The organism is Thermodesulfovibrio sp. 1176, from assembly GCF_029946585.1.
Classification (GTDB): Bacteria; Nitrospirota; Thermodesulfovibrionia; order Thermodesulfovibrionales; family Thermodesulfovibrionaceae; genus Thermodesulfovibrio.
Map to the genome: position 1 here is coordinate 133,840 of NZ_JARZRZ010000002.1, position 16,119 is coordinate 149,958.

At 34.5% G+C, this 16,119-nt stretch carries 18 protein-coding genes; all 18 read right to left on the reverse strand.

What is annotated here, in order from left to right:
- The gene (gene flgK / locus QI155_RS04475) at positions 1 to 1,650 is read right to left on the reverse strand and encodes a flagellar hook-associated protein FlgK (RefSeq protein ID WP_281321203.1); all 1,650 of its coding nucleotides are present in this window, start codon (positions 1,648 to 1,650) and stop codon (positions 1 to 3) included.
- Positions 1,651 to 2,091 carry a flagellar protein FlgN gene (locus tag QI155_RS04480; RefSeq protein WP_083200109.1) on the reverse strand — a complete coding sequence of 147 codons (441 nt, stop codon included), beginning with the start codon at positions 2,089 to 2,091 and terminating at the stop codon, positions 1,651 to 1,653.
- On the reverse strand, positions 2,075 to 2,374 hold the full coding sequence (gene flgM, locus QI155_RS04485) for a flagellar biosynthesis anti-sigma factor FlgM (protein WP_068860748.1): 300 nt from the start codon (positions 2,372 to 2,374) through the stop codon (positions 2,075 to 2,077). Before flgM ends, QI155_RS04480 begins: the two co-directional genes overlap by 17 nt.
- Before the next feature lie 29 nt (positions 2,375 to 2,403).
- Entirely contained in the window at positions 2,404 to 3,177 is a 774-nt protein-coding gene (locus QI155_RS04490) for a M23 family metallopeptidase (protein ID WP_281321204.1), read from the reverse strand.
- Between the two features lie 7 nt (positions 3,178 to 3,184).
- Entirely contained in the window at positions 3,185 to 4,375 is a 1,191-nt protein-coding gene (locus QI155_RS04495) for a flagellar basal body P-ring protein FlgI (protein ID WP_083200110.1), read from the reverse strand.
- 12 nt (positions 4,376 to 4,387) lie between these two features.
- Positions 4,388 to 5,119 carry a flagellar basal body L-ring protein FlgH gene (locus QI155_RS04500; RefSeq protein ID WP_281321205.1) on the reverse strand — a complete coding sequence of 244 codons (732 nt, stop codon included), beginning with the start codon at positions 5,117 to 5,119 and terminating at the stop codon, positions 4,388 to 4,390.
- Positions 5,116 to 5,790 (reverse strand): flagellar basal body P-ring formation chaperone FlgA, encoded by a 675-nt coding sequence (gene flgA / locus QI155_RS04505; protein WP_281321206.1) that lies wholly within the window; start codon positions 5,788 to 5,790, stop codon positions 5,116 to 5,118. Before flgA ends, QI155_RS04500 begins: the two co-directional genes overlap by 4 nt.
- A 2-nt stretch (positions 5,791 to 5,792) precedes the next feature.
- A complete protein-coding gene (flgG, locus tag QI155_RS04510) occupies positions 5,793 to 6,581 on the reverse strand; it encodes a flagellar basal-body rod protein FlgG (RefSeq protein ID WP_068860755.1) in 789 nt (262 codons plus the stop codon).
- 12 nt (positions 6,582 to 6,593) lie between these two features.
- On the reverse strand, positions 6,594 to 7,313 hold the full coding sequence (locus QI155_RS04515) for a flagellar hook basal-body protein (RefSeq protein WP_281321207.1): 720 nt from the start codon (positions 7,311 to 7,313) through the stop codon (positions 6,594 to 6,596).
- A 204-nt stretch (positions 7,314 to 7,517) separates the two neighbouring features.
- Positions 7,518 to 7,700, reverse strand: coding sequence for a hypothetical protein (locus QI155_RS04520; RefSeq protein ID WP_068860759.1), 183 nt, complete (start codon positions 7,698 to 7,700; stop codon positions 7,518 to 7,520).
- On the reverse strand, positions 7,700 to 8,539 hold the full coding sequence (locus QI155_RS04525) for an HDOD domain-containing protein (RefSeq protein ID WP_281321208.1): 840 nt from the start codon (positions 8,537 to 8,539) through the stop codon (positions 7,700 to 7,702). Before QI155_RS04525 ends, QI155_RS04520 begins: the two co-directional genes overlap by 1 nt.
- 9 nt (positions 8,540 to 8,548) lie before the next feature.
- Positions 8,549 to 9,604: a chemotaxis response regulator protein-glutamate methylesterase gene (locus QI155_RS04530; protein WP_068860763.1), complete on the reverse strand. Its 1,056-nt coding sequence runs from the start codon at positions 9,602 to 9,604 to the stop codon at positions 8,549 to 8,551.
- Between the two features lie 12 nt (positions 9,605 to 9,616).
- A complete protein-coding gene (locus tag QI155_RS04535) occupies positions 9,617 to 10,801 on the reverse strand; it encodes a protein phosphatase CheZ (protein ID WP_068860765.1) in 1,185 nt (394 codons plus the stop codon).
- Between the two features lie 23 nt (positions 10,802 to 10,824).
- Positions 10,825 to 12,537, reverse strand: coding sequence for a chemotaxis protein CheA (locus QI155_RS04540; protein ID WP_281321209.1), 1,713 nt, complete (start codon positions 12,535 to 12,537; stop codon positions 10,825 to 10,827).
- Positions 12,537 to 12,941 carry a chemotaxis response regulator CheY gene (locus QI155_RS04545; RefSeq protein ID WP_281321210.1) on the reverse strand — a complete coding sequence of 135 codons (405 nt, stop codon included), beginning with the start codon at positions 12,939 to 12,941 and terminating at the stop codon, positions 12,537 to 12,539. Before QI155_RS04545 ends, QI155_RS04540 begins: the two co-directional genes overlap by 1 nt.
- A 10-nt stretch (positions 12,942 to 12,951) precedes the next feature.
- On the reverse strand, positions 12,952 to 13,332 hold the full coding sequence (locus QI155_RS04550; RefSeq protein WP_281321211.1) for a response regulator: 381 nt from the start codon (positions 13,330 to 13,332) through the stop codon (positions 12,952 to 12,954).
- A gap of 13 nt (positions 13,333 to 13,345) precedes the next feature.
- Positions 13,346 to 14,194 (reverse strand): protein-glutamate O-methyltransferase CheR, encoded by an 849-nt coding sequence (locus QI155_RS04555; protein WP_068860773.1) that lies wholly within the window; start codon positions 14,192 to 14,194, stop codon positions 13,346 to 13,348.
- Positions 14,191 to 16,080 (reverse strand): HEAT repeat domain-containing protein, encoded by a 1,890-nt coding sequence (locus QI155_RS04560; protein ID WP_281321212.1) that lies wholly within the window; start codon positions 16,078 to 16,080, stop codon positions 14,191 to 14,193. Before QI155_RS04560 ends, QI155_RS04555 begins: the two co-directional genes overlap by 4 nt.
- Positions 16,081 to 16,119: the final 39 nt, after the last annotated feature.

The following is a 16,119-nucleotide window of genomic DNA, read 5'->3' on the forward strand; positions in this document are numbered from 1 at the left end:
CTACCTCACCATTTCAAAAAGTGTTGAAAGTATTTCATCGGCAACTCTTATTACACGGGCAGAAGCTTCATACATCTTCTGATATTTAATTAGATTTATAGCCTCTTCATCAAGACTAACGCCTGAGATATCCTGTCTTCTTTTTTCAATCTCCTGAACCAAAGCCTCCTGAAAGTTTTTCTGAGTCTTTGCACTTGAAGAGTAGACTCCGATTTCTGAGACAATTGAGCGATAAAAATCTATTGGTTTAGCATTTCCAATTATTGGAGAATCAAGCAATCCATAAATTGCCCTTGCATTTCTGTTATCCATTGGACCAGATACCGTTAAAGGATTTTCACTTGCTGCTGCAATTTGGTCTGTATTTGTAATTGCAACACCAAAATAAAGAGCTGTATTCGGCTTTATCTGGAATGTAAAATCAAGCCCCGCTGATGGATTTCTAAGGGTTATGTTTATGTCATTGAAACTAAGACGATAGTAATTAATTGGAGGTGTTCCTTCAAACCATGATGTAACCGTAGGAGTTATTGATGTAGGGGGAGTCGTAGATTGGTCAGTAACTGTCCAATTAGTGCCATCATATTGAATCTGATATTGGTTATAGATGTTTGCATTGACTGAAGAAATATTAAGAGATGTTATATCTGGGCTACCAGATATAACTGTTAAATCATATAGCTGATTAAAAAAATTATTCCCTGTTGAACCATCAAGACCATAACCCTGACGATGCACTCTGTTTACTGCATCTGTTAGGTCAAATACAAGCATGTTTAATTTATTCATATATTCTGGAATTACTGTATCCCTTAAATCAATTTCTGCTTTAAGTTTTCCACCCTGAATTAACCTTGTTGCATCAATACTTCCTGAGACTGTTTCAAGATTAAACTGTAAATTCTGATTGCCATCAAGCCTTACATTCATGTGATACACTCTTCCACCATCAACAAGGGGCATACCACCAAGTAAAATTGAGTATCTTCCTGCATTATCTTCAAAATAAGTGATATTGACAATATCATTTAACTGCTTAACAAGATTTTCGCGCTGATCTTTTGCATCAAGGGCACCAGGATTTGCAACAATTTTTTCATTAAGTTCATTTATCTGATCAAGATATTGATTTATCTGATTCACAAAATTTTGAGAATCCTTATAAATTTCATATCTTTCATCAAGAAGAGCTCTATATGATAAATTGAATCTATGGGCAAGATAAGTTGCCTTATCAAGAAGTAAACTTCTTTCTGCTATTCCTGAAGGATTCTGGCTAAGTTCCTGCCAAGCATTGAAAAAATCATTTATAACATTGCTTAAAGCAATATCTGAAGCATCATTAAAGATACTTTCTAATCTAAGCATTCCCGACTGAAAAACATCCCAATAACCAAGTCTTGAGCTTTCTGTTTTAAGTTGAAGCTCTATGAATGAATTATACATTCTTCTTATATCTGTAATTTTTACTCCTCTTCCAGTTACACCTGCGTAGCTTAATACTCCAGAGGGAATGTTTTGAAAAATAACATCCTGTCTCGTATATCCCTCTGTTGCAGCGTTTGCAACATTATGGGAGACAACTTCCAATGCCTTCTGATAAGTCAATATGCCTGATTTTCCAATATCAAAAAGAGCAGTAAGTGCCATTTATGCCTCCTTTGAAAGGCTTTGTTTTGGAGTTATACCAAAGGATTCAAGAAATTTAATTGCGGTTCCTATATTTATAATTGAACGATCAATGAGTTGTTCATTTATTTTTTGAATCTCAGCAATGGCAGTCAAAAGGGTTTTCATTGCTGAATATAATTCTCTAAGCCTTTGAACATCCTGTGTTTGCTCAATATGGGAGATTATTTCAGAAAAAGATTTACCATATAGATTATTTTTTTCAAGAATTCTTTCCCTTTCGCTTTCCCATAGAGAAAGTTTCATTAAAACTGCTTCCTTTTCTCTTAATATTCTTTCAAGCTCTTTAGCTTGAAGAGCTACAATAGCATCCCTTTCTTCTGAGACAATTTTATAGAGACTGCTAAGTAAATTTTTTTCGTTCTGAAGAACTTTTACAAGTTCATCATACAAGCTTGTCAATTAATGCCTCCTTTATAATTTTGCCTGCAATCTCGCTACCCTTTACTTCATAGGTACCTGCATTTATTGCATTTTTAAGTTCTTCAACTTTATCTGCTCTGATATCAGGAATGTTACTTACTTCAACCATAAGTCTTGCAATATTTTTTGCTGACTCTGACAGAGTAACCTGATCCTTTGATAAAACTTCTTCACTTCTTTCTGGAGCTTTTCCTTGAGATTTCTCTGGGGCAATCTGTGGATTTGGTGCAACTCCGTCTATTCTAATTGGTCCTCCTATCATTTTAATACCTCCTTTTTCATGTTTTATATTTATATAATCGGTGATTTTTCAAAATTATTTATCATTGCAAGAGGATTCACTGCCCTGCCATCTTTCCTGACTTCAAAATGTAAATGGGGACCGGTAGTTCTTCCTGTAGAACCTGAAAAAGCAATAACCATCTCGGGAGTAACAGTATCACCTGTTTTGACAAGATTTTTTGAATTATGGGCATAAAGAGTTTGAATTCCATCTTCATGTTCAACTATAACACAGTTTCCATATCCCTTTGAATAACCAGAATAAATAACTTTGCCTGACAAAACAGGTCTAACAGGTGTTCCCTCTGGCACTGCAATGTCTATTCCATTATGATGTCTTCTTTTTCCATCAATAGGGTCTAATCTTAATCCAAATTGAGATGTAATCACACCCTTTACTGGCAGAGATATTTTCTTTGGCAAAGTAATATCTTTATTAATAATTTGCTCATTTTGCAATTTTTCTTCAGGTTTTGAAGGGATCAATTCAATCTTACCATGTTTACTCAAAGTATTTATAAAATTTGGATTTTCTGTTAAAAATTTCCCAATTCCAACTCCTCTTTCACTCATCATACACGCAATTTCTGGAATTAAAACAGTCATATAAGTAGACATGGTTTTTTCTTTTCCAAAGGAAGTATCAGAAAGCATTATTTTAAGTAACTCACTCAAAAAGAGAGTTTCTATTTTTTTAGAGAGTTCTTTTATTTGAACATCATTAAGGCTGTTAGAATTTATGTTTTTTAAATTTTCAGAATGAATATTAACCTTTCCTATCACTTTATCCTCACATTATTAAAAGCTCAGCCTTTAAAGCTCCTGCTGTCTTAAGTGCCTGAAGAATAGAAATTAAATCCTTTGGAGTAACTCCGAGGGTGTTCAATGCCTTAACTAATTCTCCAACCGTTGAACCTTTAACTTCTACTAAGGAAGCTTGTTTTTCTTCTACCTTTACTTCTGTTCTCTGAACAATTTCTGTTCTTGCTCTTTCAGGAGCTAAAGGAGGTGGTTGTACTACTTCGGGAGCTTCTTTAATGGTAATTGTTAAGCCTCCGTGGGCTAATGCAGTAGGAGATATTTTCACATTTGATCCAATAACAACAGTACCTGTTCTTTCATTTATAACAACACGGGCTGGCAAATCAGTGGAAACTTCAATTTTTTCAACTTCTGCCATAAACTCAAGAACATTACCCATGTATTCTTCAGGTATATTTATGTATACTGTTGAGGGATCTACTGCTTTTGCTATTTTAATTTTAAATTTTTTGTTGATATTTTCTGCTATATTCGTAGCAGTAATTGCATCAGGCATATTTAATAATAGATGTATATCACTTCTTACAAGAAGATTAACAGGAACTGCTTTTTCAACAATTGCTCCTTCAGGAATATATCCAACATTTTGATGATTTTTTATTGCCTGGGCAGCTCTTCCTGCAGCAATAAATCCACCTATTGATACAGGACCCTGAGCTATTGCATAAACCTCTCCATCAGGACCTAAAAGGGGCGTCATAAGAAGAGTACCTCCCTGAAGGCTCTTAGCATCTCCGATAGATGATACTTGAACATCAATTTTTGTCCCTGGTTTTACATTGGTGGGTAACTTTGCAGTAACCATAACTGCGGCAACATTTTTAACCTTACCCTTTAAATCTTTTACATTTACTGTAATTCCCATTCTACTAAGCATGTTAGCAATTGGCTGGTAAAGATATGTTCCATCTTTGTCTCCTGTTCCGTTTAAGCCAACAACAAGACCGTAACCAACAAGTTGGTTTTCCCTTACACCAGACCATTTTGCTACGTCTTTTATTCTCTCTGCAAAGGCATTGGATGAAAAAAGGATTACTATAAATACAAAGAGAAGATTCTTCGCTACGCTCAGAATGACAGATAAATTTGCAGTTAGAAAAAAGCAGTCTTGAACGATTTTAGAGACAGATAAAAAATGATTTTTTCTATTATTTTTCATCATCTTCCTCCTTTAAAAGGGCCAGATTTTGTCAAGAAATCTTACAAGCCAACCCTGAGACTGTTTGTCTCCCAATGTGCCATCACCAACCAAAAATATCTGAGCATCTGCTACATATTGGCTTAATATTGTATTGTTCTGGCTAATATCATCAGGTCTTATAATACCTCTTAAAACAAGAATTTCTTTTTCATTGTTTACAAAAATTTCTTTACGAGATTCAATAACGAGATTCCCGTTTGGTAAAACCTCTACTACCTTTGCGGTAATAGTTCCCGTAATACTTCCTGTTCTTGCGGTATTTCCATCGCCCTTGAAATCACTCTTTGCAGAACCCTTAACTGTAGGAGAAAATACATTTCCTGCTTTATAAAAACCATTAATAATTGGAAGATTTTGTATATTAAAATCTGTATTCATGCCAAAAAAGTTTTCTAATCCATAGTTTGTTGAAGAGTCTCTTGATGCAGAAGTAGAAGCCTTTTTCTGGGCTGAGGTTGTTTCATTTATAATTATTGTTACAAGGTCATTTACCCTTCGAGCCTTTTTGTCTTCAAATAAACTTGCTTTGTTTCGCCATAAGGAACCTTCTGTAACCTCCACTTGATTTTGTGGTTGTTCTGGATAATACTTTGGAGGCATTCCTGCGTTTTTTATATCTCTTACTTCTTTAAGCTCTGAGCAGGCTGAAAGTAAAAACACCACAGTCACTAAAAAGAATAATAAATTTAATCTTTTTTTCATATTGATACCCTCGCTGTATCTTTATCTATCAATTTTCCTACAATTTCCTTGCCAGTTTGAATACATAATATTCTTACATTATTTCCAACAACAGAGTCATATTTAAGGACACCCTCTGTCATTACAGTGACTGTTCCTGTGTCTATAATTACATTTACTTTGCTTCCTCTCTTAACAGGAATTCCTTCATAAAGGTGGTCATCCTTAATTATTAATCCCTGAGCAAGACTTCTTTTTACGACCTTGCCTATAATTAAATTTTTGTCTGTAATAGCTCCTGCTGGAATTCTACTAATTGGTTGCTTTATCTCTAAGAGATCTTTTTCTTCAACTGTGTCACCTCTTTTCATAGGTCTTTGGGTTACATAAAGAGTTGTTAATACCTCATAATTTGCTATTGCCCTGTACTGTCTTGTTCCACAGTTAAAAGTAAATTCTACTGAACTTGGTCTTTTTATTTCTCTAATCTTTAAATTTTCTGAAGTACAATTCCCCTGTGGTTCAAATCCAATAAACTTGATTTGACTAATTTGAACCTCTCTGTTAATTGAAGACTTTTTTATCTCATTAACAAGAAGATTTATGAGCTGAGTTTTATCAAAAGCATAAGTTGATGATATGAAAAAAATCAACAGAAAAAGATTAAAAAGAAATGCAATAAACCCTATCATTTTTACCTCTTAAGAGCTGAAACAGTCTGTAACATCTCATCAGAAGTCTGAACTGCCTTTGAATTAATATCAAAGGCTCTCTGGGCAATTATCAAATTAGCAAGCTCTTCTACAATATTAACATTAGACATCTCAAGGAACCCCTGAATTATAGTCCCTCTACCTTCTGTTCCAGGAGCTCCTGTAGTCGGTGCACCAGAAGCATCTGTTTCAAGGAAAAGATTTTTTCCAATTGCCCTTAACCCCCCGGGATTAACAAATCTTGCAAGTTCAATTGTCCCAATTTCAACAGGAGCAACAGTTCCCGGCTGAAGCACTGTCACTCGACCATCTGCTCCAACTGTAATGCTTGTAGCATCTGTTGGAACAGTAATTCCAGGTTCTATAGGGTATCCGTCATTAGTAACAATTCTTCCATCTCTGTCAATCCTGAAATTTCCTGCTCGTGTATAGGCAATTGTTCCATCTGGAAGGGTTACCTGAAAGAAACCATCTCCATCAATAGCTAAATCTAAGCTATTACCAGTGTTAACTAAATCTCCGGGAGTAAAAAATTTTGCCACTGCAACAGGTCTAACACCAAGACCTACCTGAATTCCCGTTGGATATTGTGTTCCATCATCAGAAGGTGCACCTGGTGGTATAATATTTTGATAAAGTAAATCCTGGAATTCTGCTCTTCCCTTTTTAAATCCCGTTGTGTTTACATTGGCAAGGTTATGGGAAATTACATCTACATTTAATTGCTGAGCATACATGCCTGTTGAAGCAGTAAAAAGTGACCTTAACATTGTTTACCTCCTTTATAATCTTGCAATTTCGCTTACTGCTCTTTGAGCAAGTTGGTCAAAATTTGTTGTTATTCTTTGTGCAAATTCAAAATTTCTTATAGCCTGTATCATATTTACAAGCTCATTAAGGGGATTAACATTTGAACTTTCAATCCATCCCTGAAAAATCTGTCCATCAGCTTGTCCTGCCTCATTTCCTTCATATAAGGACTGTCCAACATGTCTTATGTTATTTAGTTTTACAAGTTTTATCTTTGCTACCTGATTACCATCAACAAATATGGTTCCGTCATTACCAATCTCAATCCTCGTTCCATCAATTACTATTGGATTATTATTTTCATCAAGAACTCTTAATCCTGATTGAGTAATAAGAAAATTGTCTCTGTCTCTTGTAAAGGAACCTTCTCTTGTATAAAAAATCTTTTGCCCCCTCTGAACAGCAAAAAAACCTTCTTCCTGCACTGCAAGCTCAAAGGGATTACCAGTTTGCTTTAGATTTCCCTGTGATGTATCAATAAACTGAGTTCCAAAGTAGGTTTGAGCTCTTGCATCTAGATAAATAGCATTTCGCTCTGTAGGCCTACCTGAAAGAAGGGGATAAAGAGTGCTTGCAAACTGCTTTCTTTTATAACCAGTTGTATTGATATTTGCAAGATTGTGAGAAACAGCAGAAAGCTCATTTTCCCTCATAAACATTCCTGTCATTGATATATATATACCTTTATACATCCTTCACCTCCCTATTACTTTTACAAGCAAAGGATATGCCAGTTTTGATATATTTCTCGAGATGATAATATGTTCCTTAAAATTTTGCAGAAGCTTGATAATTTTGAAAAATTAAAGTTTAAAAACTTACAGATCTATGAGAAAAACCTTATTCAGGATAGGTAAATTTTTAAGATAATGGGAAATTTTTTCCCATTCCCAAATTTATACTTCTATGTCAATTTTATGTTCTGATTGTTCTTTTTCTTTTGAAGATTTCTCTTCTGAGTTTTCTTCTTTCTTTGGAGGTTTTTTCTTAATTTTAAATTTTGCAAAAACAGACCCCTCTTTTACAGGTCTGATTCCTCTGTAAGGACCTAAGGGGTCTATTTTATCATCAGGAGTCATTAGCTTAATAATGTATCTTTTTGTTTTTCAAACTTAATTTTAAACAAGCCTATAAGTTCCACTAAAGCTTCTTCTGTTAGGTCTAAGCTCACATAATCAATGGGAATATCCAAAGGATTTTTTAGTCCTATGCCAATATTATTACATATCTGATCAGCTACTCTAACAATATTACATATATCAGCAAAAGCTGCATCTTCGTAATCAGGAAAAGGATAAGTATGATGATAGGTTATAACCATTTCAAGTTTTTCAGGAAGTTTCCATTTTTTCGATATAAGAGCACCTAAAACAGTATGGTCAAATCCAAACATTTCATTCTCAATATCTCTTACTGTCTCACCAGTTTCATACATTTTTTCATAAACCTTAGGATAAACATCGGGCATTGAATTATTAATAATGGTCTTACCTACATCATGAATAAGTCCACATACTAATGCTTCATCTGGCTTAGCTAAACGAGTCACCATAGCAATTAAACTTGAACATAAAGCAACACCAAGACTATGCTCCCATAATCTCTGTTCAAAGGCATCAAATTTTCTGTGCAGGTCTCTTAAGGCAGTAGCAACTACAAGAGATTTAAGTGTTTCAAATCCTATCAAGAGTAATGCCTGTTTTATATCCTCTATTTTTCTGTCCTGACCATAATAAGGAGAGTTAGCAATTCTTAGCAGTCTTGTTACAAAACCTTGATCACGGGATATAGTTTCTTCAAGAACTGAAAGGGATGCGTAATCATCCTGTATAAGATTCATAACTTTCATAGCAATTGGTGGTAGGGAGGGTATATCAACAGTTTTCAGTATTATTTTTTCAATTACATCTTCCTGCACATCAACCTCCTATACTGCATTAATTATCTCTCCTGCCATCTCTTCAAGGGATACTACTTTATCAGCTATGCCTGCCTCTATAACAGCTCTTGGCATACCATATACTACACAACTTTCTTCATTTTGAGCAAATACTCTTCCGCCTGATTCCTTTATTTTTTTACATCCCTTTGCTCCATCATTTCCCATACCAGTAAGTATTACTCCGAGGCTTCTTCCAGGGAAACAATCTGCAACAGAAAGCATTAGAGCATCAACACTTGGTCTATAAATAAATTCTTCTTTATCCTCCGATATGGTTACCAATGTTTCAATGCCTCTTCTTTTTAGCCTCATATGTCCTCTACCAGGAGCAACATAAACAATTCCTGGTTTAATAGCTTCTCCTTCTTCAGCCTCTTTTACAGAAAGCTGACTCAATTGGTCAAGTCTTTCAGCAAAGGGCTTTGTAAAATTTGGAGGCATATGTTGAGCAATAACTATGGGAACTGGAAAATCCTTAGGAAGTTTTGGAATTATCTCCTGAAGAGCCTTTGGTCCACCTGTTGATGTTCCAATAGAAACAATTCCTACTTTTCTTTCTGTTGTTACTCTTACTTTTGGAATTTCCACTTTGGGTGTTTCAATTTTTGTTTCTGCTGGTTTTCCAATAGGTCTTCTCTTTATAATTCCTCTTTTACCTATTGTTTTAATTTTTTCAATCAGCATTCCCTTAATCTTTACAATATTTACTGATAGTTCAGCAAGATTTTTAGGAATAAAATCAACTGCACCAAGTTCCAATGCTTCCAGAGTTACCTTTGCTCCTTCGGTTGTAAGAGAACTAACCATAATAACTGGAACAGGACACTTCTGCATAATTTCCCTTAATGCTGTTATTCCATCCATTCTTGGCATTTCAACATCCATTGTAACAATATCTGGTTTTAGATCCTGAATCATCTGTATAGCTTCAACACCATCCCTTGCTGTTCCAATAACTTTGATTTCGGGGTCCTCCTGAAGCATGCTTGTTAATGCCTTTCTCATAAAGGCTGAATCATCGACTACTAAAACTTTTATCATACCTCAGACCCCTTAAAAACCAAATTCTTTAAGAAGTTCATCAACATCCTCCTGGGAGACCTTTTCAACTTCCTTTTTAACTGGTTCTTTTTCTTCAAATTTAAGCCCAAATGTGGTTATGAGTCTTACTAACTCAACTTCAAGATCACCTACCAAAGCAATAACTTTTTTTAAAACCTGTCCAGTTAAATCTTGAAAGGATTGTGTTGTAAGAATCTCGGTTAAATCATCTTCTAAGGAGTTTTTAAACTCTCTTAAAAATTGAACAGAGCTTTCAGGTCCTTGAATTTCCCTGATATGATTTGCAAGATCATCCATTTTTAAAATATATTTTTCAACAATTTCCATTGTCTTATTTGCTGCTTCCTCTGTTTTATCAATAACCATTTGAAGTTGATCCACTGCTCTTGGCATATGTTCTACAGCAATTTCTCTTAATTTTGGATCAAGAACTTCTCTGAAACTTTTTAATGAATCATGAAGTTTCCTCGCCACTTTTCCAACTTCTTTAAATAAATCGCTCTGACTTTTCTGAATTATACTGTTCATTATCTTGTCAGCGTTTTCATAATCTCCGCTTGATACAGCATTCATAAAGTTTGTAATTTCTTTTAAGAGAATATATTTGGGGTCATCCTTTGGAATTCCTTTTCCTTCATAAAACTTTACTGGATCAATCACCTCACTTACTGTAACTTCTCCTGCCATTGTGCTAACTTTTTTTACTACCTCCACCTTATCTCCTTCTTCAATTACATTAACAATCTCTTCTTCAAAAATTGACTGGTCTTCTGTGGGGATAAGTTTTTTTATGTCAAGAAGTATTAATAATCTGTCATTTAAACGGGCTACACCTTCTATCTGACTCTGACTTTGCTGCATAAATTCATCTGCCTGTTCAATAGTAGATTCATCAATGTTTACTACTCCTGTGATGTTGTCAACTAATGCACCAAATGTTATTTTCCCTGATGAAATAACAATAACTTTATTGCCCTCTGTTTCCTCTGGTAGACTTAAAAGTCTCTTTAAGTTAACAACAGGAATAACCCTACCTCTTAGATTTGTAATACCTTCCACATAATAGGGAACACCTGGCATTTTGGTAATCTGCGGGATTTTGATTATTTCTTGTACTTTAAGAATAGGAATAATATACTCGTTCTCATTTAAAAGAAAGCCTATGCACTGTCTCATCTTCTATTTCTCCTTAATTAATTTTATTTAATAGCAAAAACCTTTCTTGAAAGTAAGGCTAAGTCAAGAATTAATACAACCTTTCCATCCCCAGTTATGGTTGCACCCATAATTCCGCAGGCTTCTGAATCTATGCCATTGATTGTCTTAATAACTATTTCTTCCTGTCCAAGAACTGCATCAACAGCAATACAGAATCTCCTGTCTCCAACTGAGGCAACAAGAATATATTTTTGGTCTGTATTAGAACTTCCTAAAACACCTAACAATTCATTCAAGATAAAGAGAGGCAAAACTCTCTCTCTGATTGTAAGAACCTTTTGTCCTGATACTTCCTTTACCTGTGAAGTGCGGATTCTTAATGTTTCTTCTATCATTGATTGGGGTATTGCATAGATTTCTTCACCTACCTGAATCATCATTGCCTGCATTATTGCAAGAGTAAGAGGCAGACTTATTCGGAATGTGGTTCCTTTGTCTTTTTCTGTAAATATCTCAACATAGCCATTGAGCTTTGCCACATTGGATTTTACAACATCCATTCCAACTCCTCTACCACTTACCTCTGTAGAAACATCTTTGGTAGAAAAGCCTGGTAAAAAGATTAAATTTATTATGGCATCATCGGACATTTTTTCTGCTTCCTCTAAAGTAATAAGTCCTCGTGTAATTGCCTTTGCTTTTACAGCTTCAACATCAATTCCTTTACCATCATCTACAATATCAATAACAATCTGTGTACCCTTCTGATAGGCATTAATAGTGATTTTACCCTTTGGTGGTTTACCCTTTGAAACTCTTTCATCAGGTGATTCTATTCCGTGGTCTATTGAATTTCTTATTATATGAACAAGGGGGTCTCCAATATGTTCAATAACTGATTTGTCAACTTCTGTGTCTTCACCAATAATTTCAAGGTCTATGTCTTTTCCGAGAGTTCTTGCAAGGTCTCTTACCATTCTTGGGAATTTTACAAAGACTTTTTGAAGGGGTTGCATCCTCATTTTCATTACAGCAAGTTGTAAATCTGAAGTAACTCTGTCAAGAAAAGCTGTGGTTTCTACAAGTCCTTCTACTTGTTCATCTCCTGCATATCTAACTTCAAGTTTACTTGCAAGATTAAGCAATCTGTTTCGGGCAAGAACAATTTCACCTGCAAGATCCATAACTTTGTCTATCCTTGTCACATCAACTCTAAGGGTTGCTACTTCCTTTTCTTTTTCCTTTGGTGCCTGAGATACTGTTTCTTCTGTTTTAAATGTTTTTTCTTCAAATTCAGGTTTTGAAGGAACAACAGGCTGTATTTTTTCTTCATGGGCTTCTTCTTTTGTTTCAGATGTTATAACTGTTTCCTGGGATAAAACACTGTCTAAAAGTTTAAGAATAGGAGAAAGGTCTTCCTTTACTTCTCTCTTTTCTTTTATACAAGAAATAAGCATTCTTAAGGTGTCTGTTGCTTTTAGTATCGCATCGGTTATTTCAGGAGAAATTAACATTTCTCCTTCCCTTAATCTTTTTAAAATTGCCTCTGCTCTATGGGCTACATCAACAACATTCTGGAATCCTAAAAATCCTGCAGCACCTTTAAGGGTATGCATTCCTCTGAAAATTTCGTTTATAATCTCAGGGTCCTGGGCCTTTTGTTCAAGTTCTACAAAAAGTGGGTCAAGTTGGTCTAAAATTTCTTCGGCTTCAATAATGAATTCATTTATTATTTCATCCATCTCATCAGCCATTACTGTCCTCCTTTAAGAGATGGTTTTTTCTGAGCAATCTTTTCAAGTTTTTCCTTTAAAACCTCACCTGTAAAGGGCTTTACTATATAATTGTCAACCCCTGCCTTTATAGCTTCAATAACCTTTTCTTTCTCAGCCTCTGCTGTAACCATTAAAAAAGGAATATCTTTAAGTTGAGGATCATTTCTTATATGTTTAAGAAGCTCTATTCCTTCCATAACAGGCATGTTCCAATCGGAAACTACAAGCCCGTAATCTGCACTTTTTAACTTTCTTAAAGCATCCTCTCCATTTTCTGCTTCATCTATGTTTTCAAATCCCAATTGCTTTAAAAGATTTTTTACTATTCTACGCATTGTTGGAAAATCATCTACAACTAAGACCTTGATCTTAAAATTAAACATTCTATACCTCCTATTCTCTTTTACCAAAAATCTTTTTTATTATTTTTTTCATGCTCTCTACAATCTGTTCTGCTGTGGCAGGTTTTATGAGATAGTCATCAACTCCAGCTTTATAGGCTCTCTGTTTTTCTTCTTCATCGGCTTCTGTAGTAAGCATAACTATTGGTATATGAGAAAAATCAGGATTGGCTCTTACCTGTTTTGTAAACTCTATACCATCCATATAGGGCATATTCATATCAGTAAGAATTAGATTAATCTGTTCAAGACCTAACTTTTGTAATCCATCCATACCATTTTCTGCGGTCACTACATCATATCCTTTACTTTTAAGAATCAAAGAAAGCATTTTTCTTGTTGTTTTATCATCATCAACTACAAGAACCCTCATTGTCTTCCTCCATTTAAACTTTTTGATAAACTACCACTTTGTTTATAACCGTTGGTCTAAAAGCTCTTGTAATGTTGTGTAAACTCTCGGAGGTCCCTACAAATAAATAACCTTTAGGACGCAGTACATCGTAAATCAAGGATACTGCCTTCTTTTTTGCCTTATCATCGAAATAAATTAAAACATTTCTGCAAAATACCACATCTATTCCTTTTAATTGTTTTACTTCTTTTTCTTCTATCAGATTGATATTCATAAATTTTACCATTGATTTCACAATATCTGAAAGTACGTATATACCTCCTGAGTCTTTAAAATATTTCGCCATATACTGTGGAGGTATATTTCTGACAGAATAATTTCCATACATGGCTTTTCTTGCAGACATCAAAACAGATTCACTTATATCAGAAGCATAGATTTCTTTTCTTATAGACACCAATTCTGTTTTTTCAAGTAAAATCATGCCAATTGTATAAGGTTCTTCTCCTGTAGAGCAGGCAGCAGACCATATTTTAATATCTTTTCTTCCCATTTGAACATTCTCTTTGATTATCTGTGGAACAAGATTATTTGAAAAAACCTCAAACTGTTGGGGTTCTCTAAAAAAGAATGTTTCATTTGTTGTAATAGCATCAAAAAGGCGAGCTATATCATTCCTTTGGGCACTGTATTTCAAAAAATGAAGATAATCTTCATATCCTCTAAAATTTTTCTCCTTAACAATTCTACTCAATCTATTTTCAAGAAAATACTTTTTATTGTCAGGTACATATATACCAGTTTTTTCATAAATAAAATCTCTTAGCTGTTTAAAAATATCCTCATTCATTGTTAATGTAGAGGCTGTAGCAGTAATCATATTTTATTTAATACCTCCTCTATTTTTTCTCTAATTTCTCCTTTGGAATGTTCTTTTAAAGGATAAAGTAATTCATAAACTTCGCTACCGCCTATTTCTCCTAAGGCATCTATGACTGCTATGACAACAGGAGGAAAGGGATCATTTAAAAGAGGTGAGAGTTTTTCTATTAATGTTTCAGAATCACATCCTTTGTAAATTGCTTTTACTGCATAATATCTAATCCATGGATCTTCATCTTTAAGGCATTCAAAAAGAGCATCAGAGCAAAAACTTGCTTCGCCTAAGGATGAAATAGCTGCTTTTTTAAACTCTTTATTGTCTGAAAATATGTATTCTAACAGTTTTGATATGGCTTCATCTGTACCAATTCTTCCTAAGGCATATATGGCAGATTTTACTACTTCAGGTTCTTCGCATTTAAGTAGCATATCTATTATTTCCATTGAATAGGTTATATTGGCAAGTGCCTTTTTTGTCTCAGTCTTATAAGATTTAATGTTACTTAAAAAAGAGTCCTGATCAATGCAGATAAGAGCTGAAACCGTAGCTTCGATAATATCTGGATAGATTTCCTTTTCAAGGAGACCTGAAAGAACCTGGAAGGCTTCCTTTGCTCTGATCATGCCAATAGCCTCTATAGCTGCCTTTCTAACATTAGCATCAGGGTCTTCTGTACTTCTGATTATAAGGGATTTTACAGATTTTTCATCTCCTATCTCACCTAATGCCTTTGCAGAAGCTATTCTTACATCCCTTTTTATATCCTCAAGAAGTTTTATTAATACTGGGACAGCTTTTTTACTACGCATTTTTCCAAGAGTATTTATAACAAAAGCTTTAGCCCTATACTTTAATTTGTCTTTTTCAAGCAATTCAATTAGTGTATCTTCTGAATCAATTCCTAAAAGAGTATTCTGCAACAATCCTATTTTTTCATCGTAATCAAAACATGAAGGATCTAATGCTCCTGCTTCTTCAACTACAATTGGAACTGCATCAATTAAATTGGTTAACTGAACTCCTTTATATACCAATGTTTTTTCTTCCCAATCACCTTCTTTTAAAATCCCTAACAATTCATCTTTTATATCTACTCCTGGAGGAATTATTCCAATTCTTATTAATGCTTTTATAATTTCTTTTTTCTCATCCCTTGTTGCAATAGAAAAATATTTTAAGAGTGGACCGATTACTTTATCCGTTCCAATTTTACCTAATGTTTCAATTGCCTCTGCCTTTACAAGTAAAGAATCTGTATTAAGAAGTAGCTCACCAATTGCATCTACTGCTTCCTCTGCATTAAGACTTGCCAGAGCCTGTAGTACATAAAAGGCTATCCACTCTTCATCATTAAGTCTTTCAATTAACGCTGGAATTCCCTCTTTATATCCTAATTCACCTATTGCCCTTGCAGCAGCTGCTCTTACATTTCCATTGGAATCCTGTAGGAGTGGAATAACCTTAGCGCCATCAAAACCTGTTTTTATATCTGCTATTAAATCTAAAGCAAATTTTCTTACATCGGGGTCTTTATCTTTTAAAAGTTGATATATAAGATGGGGAGATTTGTTTCCAATCTCAGTAAGAATTAATAAAGCTGTATTCCTAAGATAGGCTTCTTCTTCTCTTAAAAGAGGAATCACCATATAGGTAACAAGTTCTCCAGGATTGATTAAAAATCTTTCGTCTTCGGAATTTCCAATTGCTATTAAAGCATGGGTAGCAGCTTCTTGGACTGCGGTGTTTTCATCTCTAAGAGCTTTAATTAGAGGATATATAGCTCTTTCATCAAAATATGAAAGTTCCTCTGCAGCCTGCCTTCTCTCTGAAGGTTCTGAATCATTTAATAACTTTAGCACAAGTTTTTTTATATTTTTCTTCATTCAAAAACCCTCCCAATAAATATTCAGGTTTATTATACC